The organism is Streptomyces sp. NPDC102437 (assembly GCF_044765565.1).
Classification (GTDB): domain Bacteria; phylum Actinomycetota; class Actinomycetes; order Streptomycetales; family Streptomycetaceae; genus Streptomyces.
In genome coordinates this window covers 24,207-47,397 of record NZ_JBIWKI010000043.1, presented here as the reverse complement: position 1 = coordinate 47,397, position 23,191 = coordinate 24,207, and the positions used below count along the sequence as shown (strand labels likewise).

The window sequence follows — 23,191 nt, the reverse complement described above, 5'->3', positions numbered from 1 at the left end:
CGCCGCCCCCCCCGCCCCCCCCCCCCCCCCCGCCCCCCCCCCCCCCCCCCCCGCCCCCCCCGCCCCCCGCCCGCCGCGCCCCCCCCCCGCCCCCCCCCCCCCCCCCCCCCCCCCTCGGCCCCCGGCCCCCGCTCCTCAATCGCCGGAGGGGCTTGAACCGGGGGCTTTGTCTGCTTGATTTGGGAGTGCTTCATGACTCGCGTGGCTGCCATCGACTGCGGTACCAACTCCATCCGTCTGCTCGTCGCCGACGCCGACCCGTCCACCGGTGAGTTCGTCGAGCTCGACCGGCGGATGGAGATCGTCCGGCTCGGGCAGGGCGTCGACCGTACCGGCCGGCTCGCTCCCGAGGCGCTGGAGCGGACGTTCGCGGCCTGCCGGCAGTACGCGGCGGTGATCAAGGAGCACGGGGCGCAGCGGCTCCGTTTCGTCGCCACCTCCGCCTCCCGCGACGCGGAGAACCGGGACGACTTCGTCCGGGGGGTGCTGGAGATCCTGGGCGTCGAGCCCGAGGTGATCAGTGGTGACCAGGAGGCGGAGTTCTCCTTCACCGGAGCCACCAAGGAGCTCGCGGGCCGCGACCACCTCGCCGAGCCGTATCTCGTCGTGGACATCGGCGGCGGCTCCACCGAGTTCGTCGTCGGCGACGACCACGTACGGGCCGCGCGCTCCGTCGACATCGGCTGCGTACGGATGACCGAGCGGCACCTGGTGCACGACGGTGTCGTCACCGACCCGCCGACCGACGCCCAGGTCGCCGCGATCCGGGCCGACATCGACGCCGCCCTCGACCTCGCCGAGGAGAGCGTGCCGCTCACCGGGGCCGCCACCCTCGTCGGCCTCGCCGGGACGGTCACCACGGTCGCCGCGATCGCCCTGGGGCTCGACGCCTACGACTCCGAGGCGATCCACCACTCCCGGATCTCCTTCGAGCAGGTCCAGGAGATCACCGGACGGCTCCTCGGCTCCACCCACGCCGAGCGGGCCGCGATGGGCGCGATGCACCCGGGACGGGTCGATGTGATCACGTCCGGTGCGCTGATCCTGCTCGCCGTGATGGAGCGGACCGGGGCCCGGGAGGTCGTCGTCAGCGAGCACGACATCCTCGACGGGATCGGCTGGTCGATCGCCTAGGGCCTGATCCGCCGGGCAGGCCCTGGGGGCAGGCTCCGGAAGGGCCTGGAAGGGGCTGGCGCGAGCGCTCCGTGAGGGGCGCTCACGCGTACCTTGGCCTGCACCTTTGAGCTCTCGTGGGACACCCGGGGGGTGGTTACCGGGACACGTCGCGACGAAGTTCGTGAACTTCTTCACAAGGAATTCGGCTCTGTGGAGGGCAGTTCTGCTCCGGATGGGCATCCGGGGTCGCCCACAAGGCCGCTGCGAGGTCGTGCGGGAGTGTTCCGGACGCGTTGCCGACAGGTGAACCGGAGCGGTGGTTCGGTCCGTCCGGAGGGCCAAGGGCCAGCTCACAAGCGGTGAACAACGTTCGCCGTCACGCCGTGGTTCCCCTGCGTCGCCATGACCTCGGTCACGTGGGCGGCGAAGTGTAGCAGAAGGTGGACACATGCTTGTGAAGGGGCTCACGAGCATGCCCTCCGAGGGGGGTGGATACTCGATGGCATGAGCACCACGGAGCGTCCCAGGATCCTCGTAGTAGGCGGTGGGTACGTAGGCCTGTACGCAGCTCGGCGCATCCTCAAGAAGATGCGCTACGGAGAGGCGACCGTCACGGTCGTCGACCCCCGGTCGTACATGACCTACCAGCCCTTCCTCCCCGAAGCTGCTGCCGGCAGCATCTCGCCTCGGCATGTCGTCGTCCCGCTGCGACGCGTCCTGCCCAAGGCCGAGGTCCTCACCGGCCGCGTCACGACCATCGACCAGGACCGCAAGGTCGCCACGGTCGCGCCGCTCGTCGGCGAGGCCTACGAGCTGCCCTTCGACTACCTGGTCATCGCGATGGGCGCGGTCTCCCGCACCTTCCCGATCCCGGGCCTCGCCGAACAGGGCATCGGCATGAAGGGCATCGAGGAGGCAATCGGCCTGCGCAACCACGTCCTCGAGCAGCTGGACAAGGCCGACTCGACGACCGACGAGGACGTCCGCCGCAGGGCGTTGACGTTCGTCTTCGTGGGCGGCGGCTTCGCCGGCGCGGAGACCATCGGCGAGGTCGAGGACATGGCCCGCGACGCGGCGAAGTACTACACGAGCGTGAAGCGCGAGGACATGCGCTTCATCCTCGTCGACGCCGCCGACAAGATCCTTCCCGAGGTCGGCCCGAAGCTGGGCACCTGGGGCCGGGAGCACCTGGAGTCCCGTGGTGTCGAGGTCTTCCTCTCGACCTCCATGGACTCCTGCGTCGACGGTCACGTCGTCCTGAAGAACGGCCTCGAGGTCGACTCCAACACCATCGTGTGGACGGCCGGCGTGAAGCCGAACCCGGCGCTGGCCCGCTTCGGCCTGCCGCTCGGTCCGCGCGGTCACGTGGACACCTCCGAGAAGCTCCAGGTGCAGGGCACCGACTACATCTGGGCCGCTGGCGACAACGCCCAGGTCCCGGACATGGTCGGCCGCCGGGCCGGCAACCCGAACGCCTGGTGCCCGCCCAACGCCCAGCACGCGCTGCGGCAGGCCAAGGTCCTCGGCGACAACGTCATCTCCGGCATGCGGGGCTTCCCGCAGAAGGAGTACAGCCACGCCAACAAGGGTGCCGTCGCCGGTCTGGGGCTGCACAAGGGCGTCGCGATGATCGTCATGGGCAAGATGAAGATCAAGCTCAAGGGACGCCTCGCCTGGTACATGCACCGTGGCTACCACGGCATGGCGATGCCGACCTGGAACCGCAAGATCAGGATCTTCGCCGACTGGACCCTGGGGATGTTCCTCAAGCGCGAGGTCGTCTCGCTCGGCGCCATGGAGACGCCACGCGAGGAGTTCTACGAGGCCGCCAAGCCGGCCCCGGCACCGGCCGCCGCCAAGACCGAGGGCGAGAAGGCCAAGGCCTCCTAGTCCGACCGCGGGCCCACTCGCCCGCGCAGTACACGCACAACGCCCGAAGGGGCCGTCCGCCATCCGTGGTGCGGGCGGCCCCTTCGGCGTATCCGGCGCCGAATGCATGTGCCGTACAGCTGTTTTGCCCTTCCATTGCGCTGTAGCGGGACGGCGGGGGCTTCGCGGACTGTTGACGGGTACGTACCTCGTCGTGGCACACGGGTGCCCGGCGTGGTTGCAGGCATGTTCGACCATGTTTGGGCACATTGGGAACACCATCACGGAGGTGTGCGCCATGGCAGACGCCGCGTTGCGGCTGACCGCTCTCGCCGAGGAGTTGCTGGGAGAAAAGCTGCCGGTCCGTATCCGGGCCTGGGACGGCAGCGAATCCGGACCGCCCGGTGGCCCCGTACTTGTGATCCGGAACCGCCGCGCGCTGCGCCGGCTGCTCTGGAAGCCGGGCGAACTGGGCCTGGCCCGTGCCTGGGTCGCGGGCGAACTCGACATCGAAGGCGATCTCTACGAGGCCCTGGACCTGATGGCCTCGCTGATCTGGGAGCGCGGGGCCGATACCAAGGAGAGCGTCCACCCGGTCCGCGACCCCAGGGTGCGGGCCTTCGCCAAGGGGCTGCTGCGACTGGCCGGCCCCCTGCCCCCGCCGCCCCCGCCGCCCGAGGAGGTGCGCCGCCGCCCCGGCACCCTCCACACCAAGCGCCGGGACAAGGAGGCCATCAGCCACCACTACGACGTGGGCAACGACTTCTACGAACTGGTCCTCGGCCCGTCCATGGTCTACTCCTGCGCCTACTGGGAGGCCGACGGAAGCCTTGAGGACGCCCAGCGCGACAAGCTCGACCTGGTCTGCCGCAAGCTCGCGCTGAAGGAGGGCGACCGCCTCCTCGACGTCGGCTGCGGCTGGGGCTCCATGGCCATCCACGCCGCCCGCGAGTACGGCGCCCGGGTCACCGGAGTCACCCTCTCCGTGGAACAGGCCGCCTTCGCCAGGAAGCGCATCGCGCAGGAGGGCCTGACCGACCGGATCGAGATCCGGGTCCAGGACTACCGGGACGTCAGGGACGGCCCCTACGACGCCATTTCGTCCATCGGCATGGCGGAACACGTCGGCTCGATCCGGTTCCGTGAGTACGCCGACGACCTCTACGCACTCCTCAAGCCCGGCGGCCGGCTGCTCAACCACCAGATCGCCCGCCGACCCGAGAAGGACGAGTCCGCGTACCACGTGGACGAGTTCATCGACGCCTACGTCTTCCCCGACGGCGAACTGGCCCCGGTGGGCCGGACCGTGGCCACCCTCGAAGAGGCCGGCTTCGAGGCCCGCGACGTCGAGTCGATCCGAGAGCACTACGCGCTGACCCTGCGCCACTGGGTCGCCAACCTGGAGAAGCAGTGGGACCGGGCGGTCCGGATGACATCGGCCGGACGGGCCAGGGTCTGGCGGCTCTACATGGCCGCCTCCGCCCTCTCCTTCGAGCACAACAAGATCGGCGTCAACCAGATCCTCGCGGTGCGTCCGGCGGAGGGCGGGGACTCCCGCATGCCGCTGCGGGCCCGTGACTGGACGGCGTCCGCGACCGGCTGACAGACCGGAAGCGGACCGAGGGCCGGTGCGCGCAGCCTTCGCTGCGCGCACCGGCCCTCGGGCGGCTTCGGCGGGATCCCGTCCCGCCCGGTCCGCTACTCCGTCTTGATCGCCGTCAGCATGTTCAGCTTCGCGGCGCTGCGGGCCGGCCAGAGCGCGGCCAGCACACCCACGATCCCCGCCAGCACCAGGAAGACCGCGATCCGGTCCCACGGGATGACCAGCGCGTACTCCGGGATCTCCGACGACAGGGTCTGCCCGATCGCCCAGCCGAGGAACGTGCCGAGCACGACACCGACCACCGCGCCGAAGAGCGAGATGACCACGGCCTCCAGCCGGATCATGCGCTTCACCCGGCGCCGGTCCAGACCGATCGCCCGCAGCATGCCGATCTCCTGCTGGCGCTCGAAGACCGACATCGCCAGGGTGTTGACGACCCCGAGCACCGCGATGATCAGGGCCATCGCCAGCAGCCCGTACATGATGTTCAGCGCGAGGTTGACCGAGCCGCCGAACATGTCACGGATGTCCTGACGGTCCATGATGCTCATCCCCGGGTTGTCACCGAGGGCCTTCACCAGGGCCTGCTCGTTGGCGTCGGTCGCGCCGCCGTCCGTCTTCAGCCAGATCTCGCGGATGTACGACATGCCGCCGTGCGCGTCGGCGACGTTCTTCGGGACCAGGACCGGGGAGAGCATCTCGTTCCCCTCGTAGACCGCCCCGACCTTCAGCTCGCCCTTCTTGTCGTTCTCGAACTTCACCGGGAGGGTGTCGCCGGTCTTCCAGCCGTTGGACTTGGCCGTCTTCTCGTCGACGGCGATCTCGCCCTTCTCCAGCGCGTCGAGCGAGCCGGAGACGGTCGGCAGCGTGAAGAGCTGCTGCACGTCACCGGGGGTGACGGCGGACGCGGCGTGGTACTCGCCCTTGACCTCCAGCGAGGTGGCCTGCTGCGGCGAGATGGCCGAGACCCCGTCGGCCTTCCGCAGGGCGGTGAGCGCCGACTCGTCGAGCGGACCGCCGCTCGCCATCGTCACCATGTAGTCGGCCTTGATGATGTCCGTGGTCATCCGGTCGACCGCCTGGCCGAGGGTGACGCCGAGGACCGAGATGCCGGTGACCAGGGTGAGGCCGATCGCCAGCGCGGAGGCGGTGGCGCCGGTACGGCGCGGGTTGCGGACCGCGTTCTGCGCGGCGAGCTTGCCGGAGACCCCGAACAGCCGCTTCAGCAGCGGGCGGACGAGTGCGATCACCGGCCGCGAGAGCAGCGGGATCAGCACGATGACGCCGATCAGGGTGAGGAAGGCACCCGCGGCGATGATCGTCCGGCCGGACGATCCGCTCCTGGACGCGCCCGCCACGATCCCCGCCCCGCCCAGCAGGGTGAGGACCGCGCCGATCGAGTTGCGCACCACCAGGGACTTGACCGTGGCCGTCGCGTGCACGCTGCTCATCGCCGCGACCGGCGGGATCTTGGCGGCCCGGCGGGCGGGCAGCCAGGCGGCCAGCACGGTGACCACGACACCGACGGCGAACGCGGCGACGACCGCGGTGGGCGAGACGATCAGCGGTCCGGCCGGGATCTTGCCGCCGAACAGGCCCATCGCGGAGCGCAGTCCGATGGCGAGGCCGAGACCGATGGCGAAGCCGACGACCGAGGCGATCACGCCGACGACGGCCGCTTCGAGGAGCACCGAGCGCTTGACCTGGCGGCGGGAGGCGCCGACGGCGCGCATCAGGGCCAGCTCCTTGGTGCGCTGGGCCACCAGCATGGTGAAGGTGTTGGCGATCAGGAAGACACCGACGAACAGGGCGATGCCGGCGAAGGCGAGCAGCACCCCGTTGAGACCGCTCAGACCGTCCTCGATGTTCTTGGCCTGCTCGTCCGCGAGCGCCTGGCCGGTCTTGGCATCGGCGTCCTTGGGCAGCAGCGGCTTCACCTCGGCCAGCAGCTTCTCGGCGGAGGCGCCGGACGCGGCGGACACATTGACGTCCTGGAACACACCGGGCCTGAGGTAGAGCTTCTGGGCGACCTCGGTGTCGAAGAGGACCAGGCTGCCGCCCGCGTTGACCGCGCCGTCCTCGGTCGTGAAGACGCCGGAGAGGGTGTACTTCTTCACCGGCCCGTTCGTGGCGACCCGGACCTGGTCACCGACGTGGTACTCGCCCCGCTTCGCGGTCTCCTTGTCGAGTGCGATCCGGTCGGCCGCGGCCGGGCCCGTACCGTCGACGAAGGTGTACGCGGAGTCCTTGCCGTTCTTGCCGGGGGAGTAGTTCCCGCCGGTGTTGGACCAGCCGTTGCCGATCAGCTTGCCGTCGGGGTCGGCGACCCCGGCGAAGCCGGAGACCCGGCCGGTGGCGGTGTCGACGCCGTCCAGGCCCTGGATCTTCTTCAGGGTGGCGGCGGTGATGCCGGGGGTCTTCTCGTCGCGCTGGTCGGCGTAGGTGGTGACGGCGACGGCGACGTCGTCGTAGCTCTTGGCCGACTGGTTGCGGAGGGCGCTGCCGAGGGTGTCGGTGAAGACCAGCGTGCCGGAGACGAAGGCCACACCGAGCATCACGGCGAGGACGGTCATCAGCAGCCTGGCCTTGTGCGCGAGCACATTGCGCAGGGCGGTACGGAACATGTCTGTCAGTCCTGGGATGGGAGAGGGTCCGGGGAGGGGGCGCAGGGCGGGGCGGACTCAGCTGGTGCGGCCCTTGGCGTCGAACGCCTTCATCCGGTCGAGGACCCGGTCCGCGGTGGGGTTGATCATCTGGTCGACGATCCGGCCGTCCGCGAGGAAGATGACCCGGTCCGCGTAGGAGGCGGCCGCCGGGTCGTGGGTCACGATCACCACGGTCTGTCCCAGCTCGCGCACCGAGTTGCGCAGGAAGCCCAGGACCTCGGCGCCGGAGCGGGAGTCCAGGTTGCCGGTCGGCTCGTCACCGAAGATGATCTCCGGCCGGGAGGCCAGGGCGCGGGCGACCGCGACGCGCTGCTGCTGACCGCCGGAGAGCTCGGTCGGCCGGTGGGACAGCCGGTCGGAAAGGCCCACCATGTCGATGACCTGGCGCACCCACTCGGCGTCGGGTTTGCGGCCCGCGATGTCCATGGGGAGCGTGATGTTCTCGTACGCCGTCAGCGTCGGCAGCAGGTTGAACGCCTGGAAGATGAAGCCGATCTTGTCCCGGCGGAGCTGGGTGAGCTGCTTGTCCTTGAGGGAGCCCAGCTCCGTCTCGCCGATCCGTACCGAACCGCTGCTGAAGCTGTCGAGACCGGCCACGCAGTGCATCAGCGTGGACTTGCCGGAGCCGGACGGGCCCATGATCGCGGTGAACTCGCCCCGGGGGAAGTCCACCGAGACCTGGTCCAGAGCGGTCACCCTGGTCTCGCCCTCCCCGTAGACCTTCGACAGATCCGTGGCGCGGGCGGCCACCGTGGTGACGCGGGGTGCGGTGGAAATGGTGGTCACGGGAATCTCCTGTTTCGGGCTCCGGCCGAGGGCTCGTCCGGGGTTTGAGCGGGACCCCTCAATCGTCACCGCCGCCGCGCCGCCGGGCGTCCGTCCGCATGCCCGTTCCTGGGGCAGCCTTGAGTCGCACCGGGAGGGCCCCGGGTCCTCCTGCGGTATGACACCGACCCTGAGCCGCCGCTCCGGGGGGCCGCCGCCCGGCCGGGCACCCGGCGGTCCCGCGCCCGGCCCTCTGCCCCGCGCGGCGGTGCGCCCATGGCGACCACCGGCGCGCGCCCGGTGAATGCGCCGTCCGAGTGCGGCGACTTTACGTCAATTCGGATTACCGGCCGTCGTGCCCGCTACCCCGCCCAGGCATGTGGCGATGCGCTTGAATGAGTGCTGACGACCCCTCAAGCGGTCAATAAAATAAGACAACATCGCGCCACCGATCCGCTGTTCGGGCGAAGTCCCCGGATAGGGTCATGTGCCAACGCGGAGCCGCGCGCCAGGCCTGGATGGTGGAATGCAGACACGGCGAGCTTAAACCTCGCTGCCCCTCGGGGGCGTACCGGTTCGAGTCCGGTTCCAGGCACCACTTCTCACTTGGCGGCCGAGCCGGCGGCAGATCCGCCCGCTACCGATCCCGACCGGTTTCCGACAGGTTTGCGGGTCGTCTCCGTACGGGTTTCCAGAAAGATCCTCCCCAAGCACTAGGCTGATTCTTTTGCCTACCCATTACTCTTGTGGGAAGGCCACGCAGGGTGGCCATGAAGGAGTGAGATGAGGAGCAGCAACCCGGTCTTCTCGCGACGGGGCTTCAGCCGCGACAACGGATACGCGGGCTTCAACGCGGCGCCGCAGGCCGGGGCCCCCGCAACGGGCGCCAACCCGTACGCGCAGGGCACCGCCGCGAACCCGTACGCCACCAACCCCTACGCCCAGCCGGACGCCCAGTACGGCGCCCCTCAGGCACCGGCGCGCACCGGCGCGATGACGATCGACGACGTCGTCACGCGCACCGCGATCACGCTGGGCACCGTGGTGCTCGGCGCCGTGCTCGCCTGGGCGCTGCTGCCGGTCGACGAGGCGAACCTCGGCAAGTCGTACGGCATCGCGATCGGCGCCGCCCTGGTGGCGTTCGTCCTGTCGCTCGTCCAGTCGTTCAAGCGCAGGCCGGTGCCGGCGCTGATCGTCTCGTACGCGGCCTTCGAGGGTGTCTTCCTCGGAGTGATCTCCAGCGCGGTCAGCACGTACATCGGACCCGGCGTCGTGATGCAGGCGGTGATGGGCACCATGTGTGTCTTCGCCGGTGTGCTGCTCGCGTACAAGATGCGCTGGATCCGCGTCACCCGGCGCTTCTACGGCTTCGTGATGGCCGCCGCCATGGGCTTCATGCTCCTGATGGTGGTCAACCTGCTGTTCGCCGTCTTCGGCGGCGGTGACGGCCTCGGCTTCCGCAGCGGTGGCCTCGGCATCCTCTTCGGTGTCATCGGGATCATCCTCGGCGCGTGCTTCCTGGCCCTGGACTTCAAGCAGGTCGAGGACGGCATCGCCTACGGCGCGCCCCGCGAGGAGTCCTGGCTGGCGGCCTTCGGCCTCACCATGACCCTGGTGTGGATCTACCTGGAGATGCTGCGTCTGCTCTCCATCCTCAGCGGCGACGACTGATCGCCCACACCCGCACGACGGGACGGCCCGCAGGCACTGTGCCTGCGGGCCGTCCCCGTTTTCGCAGGCGTTTTTACGTGTGCCCGTGCATCGGCCCGTTGGCAACCGCCCTGCTGGGGCGCGTAGGGTCGCGGAGTGCTCGATACGACCCCGCTGATCATCGCCGTGGACCGATTCGCCGACCGGCTGCGCGCCGCGCCGCAGAGCCGTCTGCAGCGCGGAGCCGCTGCCGAGGGACTTGCCGCGGCGCGGGAGCTGGCGCTGCGCGCCCAACGGATCGAGGCGCCGGACCGGGAGCCGCGCCCCATGCCGGACGCCGGGCTCTTCTCGGTCGGTGATCAGCTCGCCGTGGCGGGGCGCGATCTGGCGGTGGCACTGGAAAAGGCCCCGTCGGGCGAGCTCGACGAGGCTGTGCAATTCGTGGACGAGGCCGTTGCGCGCGCGTTCGCGTAGCGGCGGGGGGTGCTTCGGGGGGTTCGGGCCGGGGCCGGCGGCCGGGGAGGGCCGCTGCGTCCGGATGCCGGGGTTTCAGAACGAGGCGATGACCCGGTCGGCGAGGATGTAGACGTTCTCGTTGCCGCAGGAGAAGGTCAGGGCGTACGCGCCGGAGACGCCGGAACCGCCCAGCAGCACCGGGTGCTCACCGTCGCGCAGCGAACCGGCCAGGCGCTCGGCCGTCTCTCGGTGCCCGGGGGTCATACAGAGCGTGGTGCCGTCGGCGAAGACGTAGACATCGAGCGTGCCGAGCGGGCCGGGGCGCACATCGGCGAGCTCCGTACGGCTGTCGGCGAGCTCTTCGAGGCGGTTCACGGTGCGCTCGTGGTCGGTGACGACCGGGGTCTGCACCGGTACGAAGTCGGGGTGCGAGGGGTGCCGGCGACGGGCGGCGGCCAGCTCGGGGGAGTCCTCGGCGAACTCCGCCGGTCCGGGCAGCTCGGTCATGTCGGCCAGCTCCGTCAGTTCCGCCAGCTCGTCGAGGGCCTCGGTGGCGTCGAGGTCCATCGCGTCCAGGCCCGCGAAGTCGGCCTGGCGGGGCATGAAGAACGGCGCGTCCTCGCCCACCCCGGTCAGGCCGCCCAGCAGGGACGGGGCGTCGGCGGCGTCACGTGCTTCCTGGGTGGCCCAGAACGCACGGGCCTCGGCGAGCTCGCGCTCACGCTCCTCGGCCAGCGCTTCGGCGACGGCCGCGCGTATCTCGGCGACCGGGGTGACGGTGCTGCGGCTCTGCGCGGGCACGGTCATGTCGTGCGCGCGGGCCTCGGACAGTTCGGTACGAAGGGCCGTGACCTGCTTGCGCAGCCCGTGAGCAGCGTGCAGAGCAGCGGCGCCCACGGCCGTGGCGGCGGCGGTGGTCAGCAACAGGGCAAGAGACATGGCGCTCACTGACATACTCCCGGTTTCAATCGATCCCCCGACTTCCTACATCAGCTTGTCCCCTACCTGCGCCCTGTGTCAGTGCATTACGTCACGAATTGGACAGGTCTTTGGGCCTGGCGTTTAACCCTGATGCGGGTGTGACCTGCGGGAATGACTCTCCCCCAGGAGATAGGTCACATCCTGGGGGAGATTCGGTCACGTTCGGGGCTCGGAACCGGCCGTCGTACGGGGGTGTGGGCCCGCTGACGGCCATGTCAGGTCCGGGCCGTCCGGCTCGGCCTCGGCCGGTGGCTCAGCTCAGCCGCTCGTGTTTGTCGGTCGCGTTCGCTTCGTCTCCGCTGCGGGCAGGTGCCGTACTCGTGCCTCGGACGACCCCTGCCCTCCGCTGCGCCTCAGCTCAGCCGCTCGATGACCATCGCCATGCCCTGGCCGCCGCCCACGCACATGGTCTCCAGGCCGAACTGCTTGTCGTGGAACTGCAGGCTGTTGATCAGCGTGCCGGTGATCCGGGCGCCGGTCATGCCGAAGGGGTGGCCGACGGCGATCGCGCCGCCGTTGACGTTGACCTTCTCCAGCGGCAGGCCGAGGTCGCGGTAGGAGGGGATCACCTGGGCGGCGAAGGCCTCGTTGATCTCGGCCAGGTCGATGTCGTCGACGGTCAGCCCGGCCCGCTTCAGCGCCTGCCTGCTGGCCTCCACCGGTCCGTATCCCATGATCTCGGGGGAGAGGCCCGAGACGCCGGTCGAGACGATCCGGGCCAGCGGCGTCAGGCCCAGCTCGCGCGCCTTGGTGTCGGACATGATCACCAGGGCGGCGGCGCCGTCGTTGAGCGGGCAGCAGTTGCCCGCGGTGACCAGGCCGTCGGGGCGGAACACCGGCTTCAGGCCCTGCACGCCCTCCAGGGTGACGCCCGCGCGCGGGCCGTCGTCCTTCGAGACGACCGTGCCGTCCGGGGTGGTGACCGGGGTGATCTCGCGCTCCCAGAAGCCGTTCTTGAGGGCTTCCTCGGCGAGGTTCTGCGAGCGGACGCCGAACTCGTCCATGTCCTGGCGGGTGACGCCCTTGAGCCGGGCCAGGTTCTCCGCGGTCTGCCCCATCGCGATGTACGCGTCCGGGACGACGCCGTCCTCGCGCGGGTCGTGCCAGTCGTCGCCGCCCCGCTCGGCGCGGGCCGCGGTGCGGGCCTCGGCGTCGGCGAACAGCGGGTTGTGCGTGTCCGGCCAGCTGTCGGAGTTGCCCTTCGAGAAGCGGGACACCATCTCGACACCGGCCGAGACGAAGACGTCGCCCTCGCCGGCCTTGATGGCGTGCAGCGCCATCCGGCTGGTCTGGAGGGAGGACGAGCAGTAGCGGGTGACCGTGCAGCCGGGAAGGTGGTCCATGCCCATCTGCACGGCGATGATCCGGCCCAGGTTGTTGCCCTGCTCGCCGCCGGGGAGGCCGCAGCCGAGCATCAGGTCGTCGATGTCCTTCGGGTCCAGCTCGGGAACCTTGGCCAGCGCGGTCTGGATGATCGTGGCGGTCAGGTCGTCCGCGCGCAGGTCCTTGAGCGAGCCCTTGAAGGCCCGGCCGATGGGGGAACGGGCTGCAGAGACGATCACGGCTTCGGGCATCACGCGGCTCCATGGGGGCTGGAAGGCGGGTTCGGGCAGGTGCTGACTTGGAAGTTACCTGTACGTAGACGCCGGGTCACCGGGCTGCGCATGTGACGCGGACCTCTTTTCTAAGCGACCGCTCAGTCGACTGGTGGCCGGTCGGCAGGCCGCTCGACAAGCCGCTCGGCAGGCCGGGGGCCGGCCGGGGGACCGGCCGGAAGATCGCGCGGTTCCCCCTGCGGTTCCGGCTGCGGGTGGGGCTCCGTGGCCGCGGGCAGGCGCCGCCGCCTGCGCTGCTTGAGGAGCGCCCACGGCGCCCGGGCCCCGGTGACCTCCGTACCGGCCTCCTTGGCCGCCTGGGAGGCCGCCTTGGCCACCGGCAGCATGTCCGCGTGCCGGGCCCCGTCCAGCCGCTCGGACTCCGGCCACAGCCCCAGCGCCGCGCAGAGCGTGGGCAGCACCGCCATCGCCGCCGTGGCGTACCCCTCGGCCGACGGGTGGTAGTTGTCCGGCCCGAACAGCTCCCGCGGATTCGCCTCGAACTCCGGCCCGAGCAGATCGCCCAGCGACACTGTGCGCCCGCCCTGCTCCACCGAGCCGATCGTCTGCGCCGCGGCCAGCTGCCGGCTCACCCGCCGGGCCAGCCAGCGCAGCGGCTGGTAGACCGGCTCGATGGTGCCCAGGTCCGGGCAGGTGCCGACCACCACCTCCGCGCCCGCCGTACGCAGCCTGCGCACGGCGGTGGTCAGGCAGCGCACCGACTGGGTGGCCGGGATCCGGTGCGTCACATCGTTCGCACCGATCATGATCACGCAGACGTCCGGAGGACGGGAGGTGTCGGCGAGCAGCAGCGACACCTGCCGCTCCAGATCGTCCGACCGGGCGCCCGGCTGCGCCACATTGCGCAGATCCACCGGCCGTTCCGACACCGCCGCGAGCCCCGAGGCGAGCAGCGCCCCCGGGGTCTGCCCGGCCCGGCGCACCCCCTGCCCGGCCGCCGTCGAGTCACCCAGCAACCCCAGCCGCAACGGTTCCGCGGGGCCGGCGAACGCCACCCCGTACCGCCCGTCCGCGCTCGGCGGAACCGGTGCGATCCCGCCGCCCACCTGCCGTTTCGCCAGCTGGACCTCCGCCAGCAGGACGCCCACCGCCGCCGCACCGAGCAATCCGATGCTGCCGCCGCCGTAGGCCGCGCCCGCCGCGATCCGCCGTGCCACCCTTGCTCTTGACACAGTCCGGTCCACCTCCTCGTCGCCGTACCGCCGTACATACAGCTAACTGCCCCGCAGTGACCATTGCTCAATCGCTTCGCCCAATCCCGTCCCCGTACGCATACCCTTGCCGCACCATCTCGGAGACCCCGGAGTACACGGTGCAATTCCACGATTCGATGATCAGTCTCGTAGGCAATACCCCGCTGGTGAGGCTGCGCAGTGTGACGGCCGGCATCCAGGCGACGGTCCTGGCCAAGGTCGAGTACTTCAACCCCGGCGGTTCGGTCAAGGACCGCATCGCCCTGCGGATGATCGAGGCCGCGGAGCAGAGCGGCGAGCTCGAGCCCGGCGGCACGATCGTCGAGCCGACCAGTGGCAACACCGGCGTCGGCCTCGCGATCGTCGCCCAGCAGAAGGGGTACAAGTGCATCTTCGTCTGCCCGGACAAGGTGTCCCTGGACAAGATCAATGTGCTGCGTGCCTACGGTGCCGAGGTCGTCGTCTGCCCGACGGCCGTTGACCCCGAGCACCCGGGCTCCTACTACAACGTCTCCGACCGCCTGGTCCGCGAGACGCCGGGGGCCTGGAAGCCGGACCAGTACTCCAACCCCAACAACCCGCGTTCCCACTACGAGACCACCGGTCCCGAACTGTGGGAGCAGACGGACGGAAAGATCACCCACTTCGTCGCGGGTGTCGGCACCGGGGGCACGATCAGCGGCACCGGCCGCTATCTGAAGGAGATCAGCGGCGGATCGGTGAAGGTGGTCGGCGCGGACCCGGAGGGTTCGGTCTACTCCGGCGGCTCCGGGCGCCCCTACCTCGTCGAGGGCGTCGGCGAGGACTTCTGGCCGAGCGCCTACGACCGTACGGTCACGGACGAGATCGTCGCCGTGTCCGACAAGGACTCCTTCCAGATGACCCGCCGCCTCGCCAAGGAGGAGGGGCTGCTGGTCGGCGGCTCCTGCGGCATGGCGGTCGTCGCCGCCCTGGAGGTCGCGAGCCGCCTGGGCCCGGAAGACGTGGTCGTCGTCCTGCTGCCCGACAGCGGCCGCGGCTACCTCAGCAAGATCTTCAACGACGAGTGGATGGCCGACTACGGCTTCCTGGAGGACACCGGCCCGTCCGCGCGCGTCGCCGATGTGCTCGACCACAAGGCCGGTCCGATCCCGACGCTCGTCCACATGCACCCGGAGGAGACCGTCGGCGAGGCGATCGACGTGCTGCGCGAGTACGGCGTCTCGCAGATGCCGATCGTGAAGCCGGGTGCCGGCCACCCGGACGTGATGGCCGCCGAGGTCATCGGCTCGGTGGTGGAGCGGGAGCTGCTCAACGCGCTCTTCGCCCAGCGCGCCTCGCTCTCCGACCCGCTGGAGAAGCACATGTCGCCGCCCCTGCCGCAGGTCGGCTCCGGTGAACCGGTCGAGGACCTGATGGCCGTGCTCGGCGGCACGAACACCGCGGACGCGGCGATCGTGCTGGTGGAGGGCAAGCCGAAGGGCGTGGTCAGCCGCCAGGACCTGCTGGCGTTCCTCGCCAAGGACGCGACGGCCGGCAAGGCGTAGCACCCCTGCGGGGCTCCGCTTCGCGAAATCGGTACGAGCGCGACACGTTCACGCAGCACCGGCTTAACACGAGTCCGGCAGATTGACGGGTGTCGGCAGGGAAACCCGCCGGCACCCGATACGGCGACACGGACTACGGAGCGGCTCCCGGACCTCCATCGTCGCCAGGACGCGGTGACCGGAACTGACCCGGACCGTGTCTTTCGCGGGGACCGCCGTCGTCCCGCCCCCCGGGCGACCGGGGGTGCGGCGGTCCCCGCGACACATCCGTCCATGGGGGCGCGCGGCTCCGTCCGTCCCACGCGCGGCCCCGGACTTGTCTCAGAGTCTGTCGGGTGACCTTCGATCGGATAGCGGACGCGGTCCGGTGCGTGCGATTCCAAGGCGCCGGGATGTCCTAGTAGCGGAGCCGCTCGGGCATTTCGGCAACGCGGGAAGTGTGCGTGCCAGGGCGTGGCCGCCCGATCATGGCCGCCCGAGCAGAGGTCACCCGCCAGGTTCTCAGCCGGCCGGTGCCGGTGCGGCCGTCCAGCTCGCCAGCAGCGCGATGCGTTCGGCGGTCTCGCTGCCGGGCTCCGGGGTGTAGACCACCAAGGACTGACCGGGATCGCCGGCCGCGCCGAGCGTCTCGTACGGCAGGACCAGCTCGCCCGCGACCGCGTGGTTGATGCGCTTGACGCCACCGGACTTCGACTTCACCTGATGGTCCGCCCACAGCCGGCGGAAGTCCTCGCTCTTCAGCGACAACTCGCCCACCAGCGTGGCCAGTTGCCGGTCGTTGGGATGCAGCCCCGCGTCCAGCCGCAGATACGCGACCGTCTCCGCCGCCACCGCCGCCCAGTCCGGGTACAGCTCCCGCGCCGCCGGCTCCAGGAACACCTGGCGCGGCATGTTGCGCTCGGCGGCGGTCATCCGGGAGAAGCCGACGACGGCGTCCCCCAACGCGTTCCAGGCCAGCACGTCCATCCGGCGCCCCAGGATGAAGGCCGGGGCACCGGCCAGCGAGTCCAGCACCAGGCGCAGCCCCGGACGCACCCGCTGGGAGGAGGCCGGAGCCGAGGCGCCCGCCCTGGGGCGCGCCACCGTACGCAGGTACGTGTGCTCCGTCTCGTCCAGCCGCAGCACCCGGGCTATCGCGTCGAGCACCGCGTCCGAGACGCTCGGGCCGCGCCCCTGCTCCAGCCGGATGTAGTAGTCCACGCTCACCCCGGCGAGCTGCGCCACCTCCTCGCGCCGCAGTCCCGGCACGCGCCGCCGGCCGTACGCCCGGAGCCCCACGTCCTCGGGCTGGATACGGGCGCGGCGTGAGCGGAGGAAATCCCCCAAGTCAGCTTCCATGGCGTCGATCGTAGAAGAGCCGCGATCGCCCAGCCTGGTACTGGCAGACCCAGGAACAGCGTGCCCCTGGGTAACCCGTCGGCGGCCCCGCAGAGTGGAAACAGGCCGGGGAAACGCCCCGGGCCGCAAGGCGCACAAGGAGCACGGACATGTCGTACACGACTCTCGCAGGCCGCACCGCCGTCATCACCGGAGCCGCCAGCGGCATGGGCAGCGCGACCGCCCGGCTGCTCGCCGCCCAGGGGGTCAGGGTCGCCCTGCTGGCCCGGCGCGCGGAGCGGCTTCAGGAGCTGGCCGCCGCGATCAAGAAGGCGGGCGGCGAGGCGCTCGCCGTCGCCACCGACGTCACCGACCAGGCGTCCGTCGACGCCGCGGCCGAGCTGGTGCACAGCACCTTCGGCCAGGTGGACCTGGTGGTCAACGCGGCCGGTGTGATGCTGCCGAACCCGGTGGACGAGGGCCGGACCGACGAGTGGCAGCGGATGATCGACACCAATGTGACGGGCGCCCTGCGGATCATCCGGGCCTTCACGGCCGACCTGGTGGCGGTGGCCGCCGAGGGCCGCACCGCGGACCTGGTCAACATCTCGTCCATCGGCGCGCACATCATGTTCCCCAACTACGCCGTGTACGGGGCGACGAAGGCCGCGCTGACGTACCTGTCCACGTCGCTGCGCACCGAGTTCGGGCCGCGTGAAGTCCGCGTCACGAACATCGAGCCGGGCCTCACCGACACGGAGCTGGCCGGCCACGTCGACAACGCCGAGCTGAGCGGCCAGCTCGACGGCATGTTCGACGCGCTCGGCGGGCTCTCCAGCGACGAGATCGCCGACCTGATCGCCTACGCGACCAGCCGGGCGCGCCACATCAACCTGCGTCAGCTGATCGTGCAGCCCACCCGCCAGGCGTAGGGCCGTGGATTCCCGGGGCGGTTCCGAGCCCCGCGGCCGCCGGTTCCCCCGGCCGCCGGTTCCCCCGGCCGCCGGTTCCCCCGGCCGTCAGTTCTCCCAGTCGGAGCCCGTACGGCCGGGGCGGCGCGAGACCCACGGCCAGTTGCGGGCCGCGTGCATGGCGTTGACCGCGACGATCCCCAGCCAGGCGACGATCAGGCCTCCGGTGTGGGCGGCCCCGGCAGCGATCGCCGACAGCGGGACGGCCAGGACCAGCGAGATGATCCCGAAGCCGTAGCGCTCGCCGAAAATCGCCAGGGGCTGCGACGGGTGCGCACCCCTGGCGGTGCTCACCCGCTGTTCGGCGAGATGGCGCCGGACCTGGCGGTCGAGAGTGCTGTCGAGCTGCTGCTCGACCTTCTCCAGAAAAGACTCCACGAGCGCGGGCTCGTACTCCGAACCCAGCTCACTACGGGCATGCAGGGCGGCATCGAGCTCGTTCCTGAGCTCTGGGTCACGGGCTTTCATGACCTTTACGGTACGAATCGCGGGCGTCGCGGGCAGTGGGGCTAACCCCCCTCTTTGGGCCGGGCTTCGGGCCGGGCTTCCGGCCGGACTTCGGGTCGGCCTTGGGGCAAGCGGCTCCTCGGACCGGGTGTCCCGCGCGGTCGGCCGCCTCGGCTGCATATGGACATGCAGACGCCTTGCTGGCTGAATGGATTTGTCGGCGCCGGATCGCGGTGCGCCGGAATCCACCGAGGGGACAGCATGAGCGGGAGCAGCCCGGCTGCGCGGTTGCAGCAGCTCTTCGAGGGGCGCCGGCTCACACCCACCCAGCGGCGCATCGCGCACTCGATGGTGCGCAGGGCCGGGGACGTCCCGTTCCTGTCGAGCGTGGAGCTGGCCGAGCTCGCCGGGGTCAGTCAGCCGTCCGTCACCCGGTTCGCCGTGGCGCTCGGCTTCGACGGCTACCCGGCGCTCCGCAAGCACCTGCGGGAGGTCGCACCCGCCGAGCCCGCTTCCGTGGCCGGGGGCGGGGACGACGTGTACAACGAGTACCAGCAGGCGGTGCTCGGCGAGATCGAGAATCTGCGGCACCTGGCCGAGCTGCTCGCCGACCCCGGGCCCGTCGAGCGGGCGGGCAGGCTGCTGGCGGCCTCGCGGCCGCTGCTGGTGCTCGGGCTGCGGGCCGCCTCCTCGCAGGCGCGCGGCTTCGGATACTTCGCGGCCAAGGTCCACCCCGATGTCCGGGTGCTCGACGAGGGCGGCAGCATGCTGCGCGACCGGATCGACGCCGCGCGCCGGGCGGGTGGCTCCGCGCTGATCTGCTTCGCGCTGCCCCGGTACCCGAAGGAGGTCGTGGACGCGCTCGCGTACGCGCAGGAGCAGGGGATGACCGTCGTGTCGGTGGCGGACTCCGCGTTCGCGCCCGTCGCCAAGTACAGCGATCTGCTGATCCCGGCCGCCGTCGGCACCGGGCTCGCCTTCGACACGGCGTGCGCGCCGATGCTGTTGGGGCGGGTGCTGCTGGAGGCGATGTGCGACGACCTGCCCGACGCGCAGGCATGGCTGGAGGAGTTCGACGCGAGGGCGGCGCGGGGGCTGTTCGTGGAGTGACGGGCCCGGGGCCGCCGTCCGGCCCGGCGGGGGACAATTGCGCGATGCTGGAACTGCTGCCGGGGATCGGTGTGGTGCTGCCGCGCGGGGTTGGGGTGCTGCGGTTCGGGACGGGCACCGATGCCGTCCATGACCTGCTGACCGCGTCCGCGGACCGGGTCCATCGGGGGATGCGATGCGGGTCCCTGGCCATCAGGGACTACTCCGAACTCCGTCATGCCCACGACGCATGGCTCAGCGGCTGCCTCTTCCAGCCCGCCTGGAACACCGTGGCCCGCTTCGACGGGTTCCAGCTGACCCTGGCCGGTGGCGGCCCGGACGCGGTGGACGCGCTCGTACGCATCGAGGTGTGGCGCGAGCGTGCGCCGTCGGGGACGGCCGCGGCCGTCGCGGTGTGGGACGGCGTCGATCTGTTCGGGCACCCGGCCGAGCAGGTCCTCCAGGTGCTCCCGGAGGCGGTGCGGCTGCCGGGACCGGCCACCGATGTGGCCGTGCCCGCGCTCGGGCTCCGGCTGGAAGGGGACGAGGCGGCGGGCGACCGGTGGTGGCGACTGTCCCTGACCGACCCGGAGTCCGACGGCTGGGCGCGCTGCTGCGGCGGCCGGTTCCACTGCGCCGGGGGCGGCGACGGAATGGTGGGGATCACGCGCTGAGGGCGCGGGCGGCGGGGCGGCTGCCGCGTGCTCGCCGATTCTCAGGCACCGCTCATCTACGGCCACTAATCTCCGGGCCGGAAGGCTGACCAGAAGCTGACGGCTCATCGGGAGCTGCGGAGAGGGGTACGGACGTGGGACGCGGAGCGCAGTCGTTGGCGAGGGTGGCCGTGATCGTACGGGCCGGTGCCGCACCGCTGTGGTGGCCGGGGCTGCTGGCAGCGGGGATCGGCGCGCTGGTGCCGGGGCTCACCGGGCGCCGGATCGGCCTGCTGTCCGGGGCCGCGCTCTTCCTGGTCACCGCGGCGGTGGTGGCGTTCGCGCGCGGCGGCCGGTACGCGGAGCTGGCCGACGGCGCCACGCGTGCCGGGCGGTCCGACTTCCTCCAGGACCGCGCCGTGACCGTACGCAACTGGCGGCGCGGGCACCGGTGGTGGCTGCTCGGCGCGTTCCTCGTGGCGGTGGCAGGCTCGTTCCTGCTGCCCGGGGCCGGCGGGCTGGTGCTCGCCGGGGCGGGCGCCGGGCTCTGGCTCAAGGCCGTCCGGATCGGGCGGCGCGAGGAGCGGGACGACGCCCTGTACTGGGTGCGGACCGACTGGGTGGAGCGCGGGCGGCCTGCGGGCAAGCAGGTCAAGGGGTACCGGTCGACCGGGCCGATGGCGGGGGACGCCGCGCCCGGCGGGGCGCGGCGCCGGCGCTGAATCCGCCTGCCGTCAGGCGCGGGGCGGCAGCGGACCGGGGTGCGGGGGTTGTTGCTGGGAGGCGAGGGACGGGGGTGCCGGGCGGGCGGCGCGGCGCGATGCGGCGTCGATCAGCTCGCCGATGCGGGCGCCCGCGAGGCGGCCCTCGATGTGGAGTGCCCCGACGTCGACCCGGTCCTGGGCCAGCAGTGTGAGGACGGCCGAGGGCCCTGCGGCGTACGACGCGACGCAGCCGGACTCGCCCCGTACGAGAAGTTCACCGAAGCCGCCCCGGCCGGTCGCCTCCGCCATCCGCGTCGCGACGCCGAGCGCGGCCGCGGTCAGCGCGCCGACGCGCTCCGGCTCCACGTCCGGGGTGTCGTGGGCCAGGACGAGCCCGTCGGTGCCGGCGACCAGGGCGCCGGACAGGAGCGGGACCCGGGTCCGTAATCGCCGGAGCTCGGCCAGGACGTCCCGCGTCTGCGCTTCGGCTTCGCCCTCCGCTTCGGGCTCCATCGGCGGCTTCGTCCCGGCGCGCAGCCTGAGTGCTCGGATCACAGGGGCCTCCCATGTGTCTGCGAGCCGGTGCGACGCAGCGGCCGCGGGCATACGACACCTCTGTCGGCTCGGTGTGCGAATGTGACCACGAGGCTACGCACCGTGCTTTCCCTGGCCAGGGGGTCGGGCATTTCCCAGGGGTACATGCCCTGGTGCACGGAGGCGTACGGAGGGCGCGCGTCGAGGGCGCCGGGCGACCCGTGTGCGGGGTGAGCGCCGGGCGGCCGTCCCTGTGCGACGGCGTGAGGCTGTTGACTACGAGTATTCAGACCTTCAGGATGTGAATAGAGGAGTTACAGTCGCGAGGAGGCATTCCATGTCAGGACCCCGCCCCGTTCGGGCACCGCGCGGTACGGAACTCAGCGCCCTGGGATGGCAGCAGGAGGCCGCCCTGCGCATGCTCCAGAACAACCTCGACCCCGAGGTCGCCGAGCACCCCGACAAGCTCGTCGTCTACGGGGGAACCGGCAAGGCGGCCCGCGACTGGCGCTCCTTCGACGCGATGGTGCGCACCCTGCGGACGCTCAAGCAGGACGAGACGATGCTCGTCCAGTCCGGCCGCCCGGTCGGCGTCATGCAGACGCACGAGTGGGCGCCGCGCGTCCTGATCGCCAACTCCAACCTGGTCGGCGACTGGGCGAACTGGGAGGAGTTCCGCCGCCTGGAGGCGCTCGGGCTCACCATGTACGGCCAGATGACCGCCGGATCGTGGATCTACATCGGCACTCAGGGCATCCTCCAGGGCACGTACGAGACGTTCGCGGCGGTGGCGGCCAAGAAGTTCGACGGCACCCTCGCCGGCACGATCACCCTGACCGCAGGACTCGGCGGCATGGGCGGAGCCCAGCCGCTGGCCGTGACCATGAACGACGGCGTCGCGATCTGCATCGACTGCGATCCGCGCGCCATCGAGCGCCGGATCGAGCACCGCTACCTGGACGTGCGCGCCGACTCCCTGGAGCACGCGCTCCAGCTGGCCACCGAGGCGCGGGACGCCCGCCGCCCGCTCTCCATCGGCCTGCTCGGCAACGCGGCGGAGGTGCTGCCCCGGATGCTCGCCGAGGGCGCCCCGATCGACATCGTCACCGACCAGACCAGCGCGCACGACCCGCTGTCGTACCTCCCGCTCGGGCTCGACTTCGACGACATGGCCTCGTACGCCGCCGAGAAGCCCGCCGACTTCACGCAGCGCGCCCGGGAGTCGATGGCCAGGCACGTCGAGGCGATGGTCGGCTTCATGGACGCCGGGGCCGAGGTCTTCGACTACGGCAACTCCATCCGCGGCGAGGCCCGGCTCGCGGGCTACGACCGGGCGTTCGACTTTCCCGGCTTCGTGCCCGCGTACATCCGGCCGCTGTTCTGCGAGGGCAAGGGCCCGTTCCGCTGGGCGGCCCTGTCGGGCGAGGCCTCCGACATCCACAGGACCGACAAGGCGATGCTGGAGCTCTTCCCGGAGAACGAGTCGCTGCACCGCTGGATCAAGATGGCCGGTGAGCGCGTCCACTTCCAGGGACTGCCCGCCCGGATCTGCTGGCTCGGCTACGGCGAGCGAGACCGGGCCGGTGAGCGGTTCAACGACATGGTGGCGAGCGGTGAGCTGGCCGCCCCGCTGGCCATCGGGCGAGACCACCTGGACTGCGGCTCCGTGGCCTCCCCGTACCGGGAGACCGAGGCCATGCTCGACGGATCCGACGCGATCGCCGACTGGCCGCTGCTCAACGCCATGGTCAACGTGGCCTCCGGAGCCTCGTGGGTCTCCATCCACCACGGCGGCGGTGTGGGCATGGGCCGCTCCATCCACGCCGGGCAGGTGACCGTCGCCGACGGTACGGAGCTGGCGGGCGAGAAGATCCGCCGGGTGCTCACCAACGACCCGGGGACGGGTGTCATCCGGCACGTCGACGCCGGGTACGACATCGCGGAGTCCGTCGCCGCGGACAAGGGCGTGCGCGTTCCGATGACGGAGGACGACCAGTGAGCCTTCCGACCGAGGACGGGAAAGTGATCAGGACCG

19 protein-coding genes and 1 tRNA gene are annotated in these 23,191 nt (G+C 71.2%); 12 read left to right on the top strand and 8 right to left on the bottom strand.

Translation table 11 applies throughout. The features are described 5' to 3' along the window. The first annotated feature begins 192 nt into the window (after positions 1–192). From ACIRJP_RS34800 to ACIRJP_RS34790, 3 genes are all read left to right on the top strand, one after another. Positions 193–1,134 (top strand): exopolyphosphatase, encoded by a 942-nt coding sequence (locus ACIRJP_RS34800; RefSeq protein ID WP_404183165.1) that lies wholly within the window; start codon positions 193–195, stop codon positions 1,132–1,134. 486 nt (positions 1,135–1,620) lie between these two features. Further along, entirely contained in the window at positions 1,621–3,006 is a 1,386-nt protein-coding gene (locus ACIRJP_RS34795; RefSeq protein WP_404183162.1) for an NAD(P)/FAD-dependent oxidoreductase, read from the top strand. Positions 3,007–3,283: 277 nt separating this feature from the next. Beyond that, on the top strand, positions 3,284–4,588 hold the full coding sequence (locus ACIRJP_RS34790) for a class I SAM-dependent methyltransferase (RefSeq protein ID WP_404183159.1): 1,305 nt from the start codon (positions 3,284–3,286) through the stop codon (positions 4,586–4,588). Between the two features lie 95 nt (positions 4,589–4,683). Here ACIRJP_RS34790 and ACIRJP_RS34785 read toward each other — a convergent pair whose 3' ends face one another. Further along, positions 4,684–7,212 carry an ABC transporter permease gene (locus tag ACIRJP_RS34785; RefSeq protein WP_404183156.1) on the bottom strand — a complete coding sequence of 843 codons (2,529 nt, stop codon included), beginning with the start codon at positions 7,210–7,212 and terminating at the stop codon, positions 4,684–4,686. Positions 7,213–7,269: 57 nt separating this feature from the next. Then, the gene (locus ACIRJP_RS34780) at positions 7,270–8,040 is read right to left on the bottom strand and encodes an ABC transporter ATP-binding protein (RefSeq protein ID WP_351261355.1); all 771 of its coding nucleotides are present in this window, start codon (positions 8,038–8,040) and stop codon (positions 7,270–7,272) included. Positions 8,041–8,531: 491 nt separating this feature from the next. On the opposite strand from ACIRJP_RS34780, the gene ACIRJP_RS34775 reads away from it, so the two are divergent. From ACIRJP_RS34775 to ACIRJP_RS34765, 3 genes are all read left to right on the top strand, one after another. Continuing rightward, positions 8,532–8,617 (top strand) — tRNA-Leu (locus ACIRJP_RS34775). 185 nt (positions 8,618–8,802) lie between these two features. After that, positions 8,803–9,690 carry a Bax inhibitor-1/YccA family protein gene (locus ACIRJP_RS34770; protein WP_404183153.1) on the top strand — a complete coding sequence of 296 codons (888 nt, stop codon included), beginning with the start codon at positions 8,803–8,805 and terminating at the stop codon, positions 9,688–9,690. 135 nt (positions 9,691–9,825) lie between these two features. Next, a complete protein-coding gene (locus ACIRJP_RS34765; protein ID WP_404183150.1) occupies positions 9,826–10,143 on the top strand; it encodes a hypothetical protein in 318 nt (105 codons plus the stop codon). A gap of 75 nt (positions 10,144–10,218) precedes the next feature. Here ACIRJP_RS34765 and ACIRJP_RS34760 read toward each other — a convergent pair whose 3' ends face one another. The 3 genes from ACIRJP_RS34760 to ACIRJP_RS34750 all read right to left on the bottom strand — a co-directional run bounded on the left by ACIRJP_RS34760 (position 10,219) and on the right by ACIRJP_RS34750 (position 13,879). Beyond that, on the bottom strand, positions 10,219–11,064 hold the full coding sequence (locus ACIRJP_RS34760; RefSeq protein WP_404183147.1) for a hypothetical protein: 846 nt from the start codon (positions 11,062–11,064) through the stop codon (positions 10,219–10,221). 395 nt (positions 11,065–11,459) lie between these two features. After that, positions 11,460–12,680, bottom strand: coding sequence for an acetyl-CoA C-acetyltransferase (locus tag ACIRJP_RS34755; RefSeq protein WP_404183144.1), 1,221 nt, complete (start codon positions 12,678–12,680; stop codon positions 11,460–11,462). 122 nt (positions 12,681–12,802) lie between these two features. Next, complete coding sequence (locus ACIRJP_RS34750) at positions 12,803–13,879, bottom strand: SGNH/GDSL hydrolase family protein (protein ID WP_404183180.1); 1,077 nt, start codon at positions 13,877–13,879, stop codon at positions 12,803–12,805. 155 nt (positions 13,880–14,034) lie between these two features. On the opposite strand from ACIRJP_RS34750, the gene ACIRJP_RS34745 reads away from it, so the two are divergent. Continuing rightward, positions 14,035–15,441 (top strand): cystathionine beta-synthase, encoded by a 1,407-nt coding sequence (locus tag ACIRJP_RS34745; protein ID WP_404183141.1) that lies wholly within the window; start codon positions 14,035–14,037, stop codon positions 15,439–15,441. A 501-nt stretch (positions 15,442–15,942) separates the two neighbouring features. Here ACIRJP_RS34745 and ACIRJP_RS34740 read toward each other — a convergent pair. Further along, the gene (locus ACIRJP_RS34740) at positions 15,943–16,779 is read right to left on the bottom strand and encodes a helix-turn-helix transcriptional regulator (protein WP_404183138.1); all 837 of its coding nucleotides are present in this window, start codon (positions 16,777–16,779) and stop codon (positions 15,943–15,945) included. Positions 16,780–16,928: 149 nt separating this feature from the next. Here ACIRJP_RS34740 and ACIRJP_RS34735 point away from each other — a divergent pair, with 149 nt between their 5' ends. Continuing rightward, positions 16,929–17,690 carry an SDR family oxidoreductase gene (locus ACIRJP_RS34735; RefSeq protein ID WP_404183135.1) on the top strand — a complete coding sequence of 254 codons (762 nt, stop codon included), beginning with the start codon at positions 16,929–16,931 and terminating at the stop codon, positions 17,688–17,690. An 87-nt stretch (positions 17,691–17,777) separates the two neighbouring features. Here ACIRJP_RS34735 and ACIRJP_RS34730 read toward each other — a convergent pair whose 3' ends face one another. Then, positions 17,778–18,197: a hypothetical protein gene (locus ACIRJP_RS34730; protein ID WP_404183132.1), complete on the bottom strand. Its 420-nt coding sequence runs from the start codon at positions 18,195–18,197 to the stop codon at positions 17,778–17,780. 240 nt (positions 18,198–18,437) lie between these two features. Between ACIRJP_RS34730 and ACIRJP_RS34725 the strand changes: the two genes are divergently transcribed. From ACIRJP_RS34725 to ACIRJP_RS34715, 3 genes are all read left to right on the top strand, one after another. Next, the gene (locus tag ACIRJP_RS34725; RefSeq protein ID WP_404183129.1) at positions 18,438–19,286 is read left to right on the top strand and encodes a MurR/RpiR family transcriptional regulator; all 849 of its coding nucleotides are present in this window, start codon (positions 18,438–18,440) and stop codon (positions 19,284–19,286) included. A gap of 44 nt (positions 19,287–19,330) precedes the next feature. After that, complete coding sequence (locus ACIRJP_RS34720) at positions 19,331–19,939, top strand: hypothetical protein (RefSeq protein WP_404183126.1); 609 nt, start codon at positions 19,331–19,333, stop codon at positions 19,937–19,939. 134 nt (positions 19,940–20,073) lie between these two features. Beyond that, complete coding sequence (locus tag ACIRJP_RS34715; protein ID WP_404183123.1) at positions 20,074–20,640, top strand: hypothetical protein; 567 nt, start codon at positions 20,074–20,076, stop codon at positions 20,638–20,640. Between the two features lie 12 nt (positions 20,641–20,652). On the opposite strand, the gene ACIRJP_RS34710 is transcribed toward ACIRJP_RS34715, so the two are convergent. After that, on the bottom strand, positions 20,653–21,135 hold the full coding sequence (locus ACIRJP_RS34710; RefSeq protein ID WP_404183177.1) for a roadblock/LC7 domain-containing protein: 483 nt from the start codon (positions 21,133–21,135) through the stop codon (positions 20,653–20,655). A 358-nt stretch (positions 21,136–21,493) separates the two neighbouring features. Here ACIRJP_RS34710 and hutU point away from each other — a divergent pair, with 358 nt between their 5' ends. After that, positions 21,494–23,155: a urocanate hydratase gene (gene hutU / locus ACIRJP_RS34705; protein WP_404183120.1), complete on the top strand. Its 1,662-nt coding sequence runs from the start codon at positions 21,494–21,496 to the stop codon at positions 23,153–23,155. Positions 23,156–23,191: the final 36 nt, after the last annotated feature.

Coding starts and splice junctions, on each gene's coding strand:
- ACIRJP_RS34800 (WP_404183165.1), top strand. CDS start 193: ATGACTCGCGTGGCTGCCATCGACTGCGGTACCAACTCCATCCGTCTG.
- ACIRJP_RS34795 (WP_404183162.1), top strand. CDS start 1,621: ATGAGCACCACGGAGCGTCCCAGGATCCTCGTAGTAGGCGGTGGGTAC.
- ACIRJP_RS34790 (WP_404183159.1), top strand. CDS start 3,284: ATGGCAGACGCCGCGTTGCGGCTGACCGCTCTCGCCGAGGAGTTGCTG.
- ACIRJP_RS34785 (WP_404183156.1), bottom strand. CDS start 7,212: ATGTTCCGTACCGCCCTGCGCAATGTGCTCGCGCACAAGGCCAGGCTG.
- ACIRJP_RS34770 (WP_404183153.1), top strand. CDS start 8,803: ATGAGGAGCAGCAACCCGGTCTTCTCGCGACGGGGCTTCAGCCGCGAC.
- ACIRJP_RS34760 (WP_404183147.1), bottom strand. CDS start 11,064: ATGTCTCTTGCCCTGTTGCTGACCACCGCCGCCGCCACGGCCGTGGGC.
- ACIRJP_RS34755 (WP_404183144.1), bottom strand. CDS start 12,680: ATGCCCGAAGCCGTGATCGTCTCTGCAGCCCGTTCCCCCATCGGCCGG.
- ACIRJP_RS34740 (WP_404183138.1), bottom strand. CDS start 16,779: ATGGAAGCTGACTTGGGGGATTTCCTCCGCTCACGCCGCGCCCGTATC.
- ACIRJP_RS34735 (WP_404183135.1), top strand. CDS start 16,929: ATGTCGTACACGACTCTCGCAGGCCGCACCGCCGTCATCACCGGAGCC.
- ACIRJP_RS34730 (WP_404183132.1), bottom strand. CDS start 18,197: ATGAAAGCCCGTGACCCAGAGCTCAGGAACGAGCTCGATGCCGCCCTG.
- ACIRJP_RS34725 (WP_404183129.1), top strand. CDS start 18,438: ATGAGCGGGAGCAGCCCGGCTGCGCGGTTGCAGCAGCTCTTCGAGGGG.
- ACIRJP_RS34720 (WP_404183126.1), top strand. CDS start 19,331: ATGCTGGAACTGCTGCCGGGGATCGGTGTGGTGCTGCCGCGCGGGGTT.
- ACIRJP_RS34710 (WP_404183177.1), bottom strand. CDS start 21,135: ATGGAGCCCGAAGCGGAGGGCGAAGCCGAAGCGCAGACGCGGGACGTC.
- hutU (WP_404183120.1), top strand. CDS start 21,494: ATGTCAGGACCCCGCCCCGTTCGGGCACCGCGCGGTACGGAACTCAGC.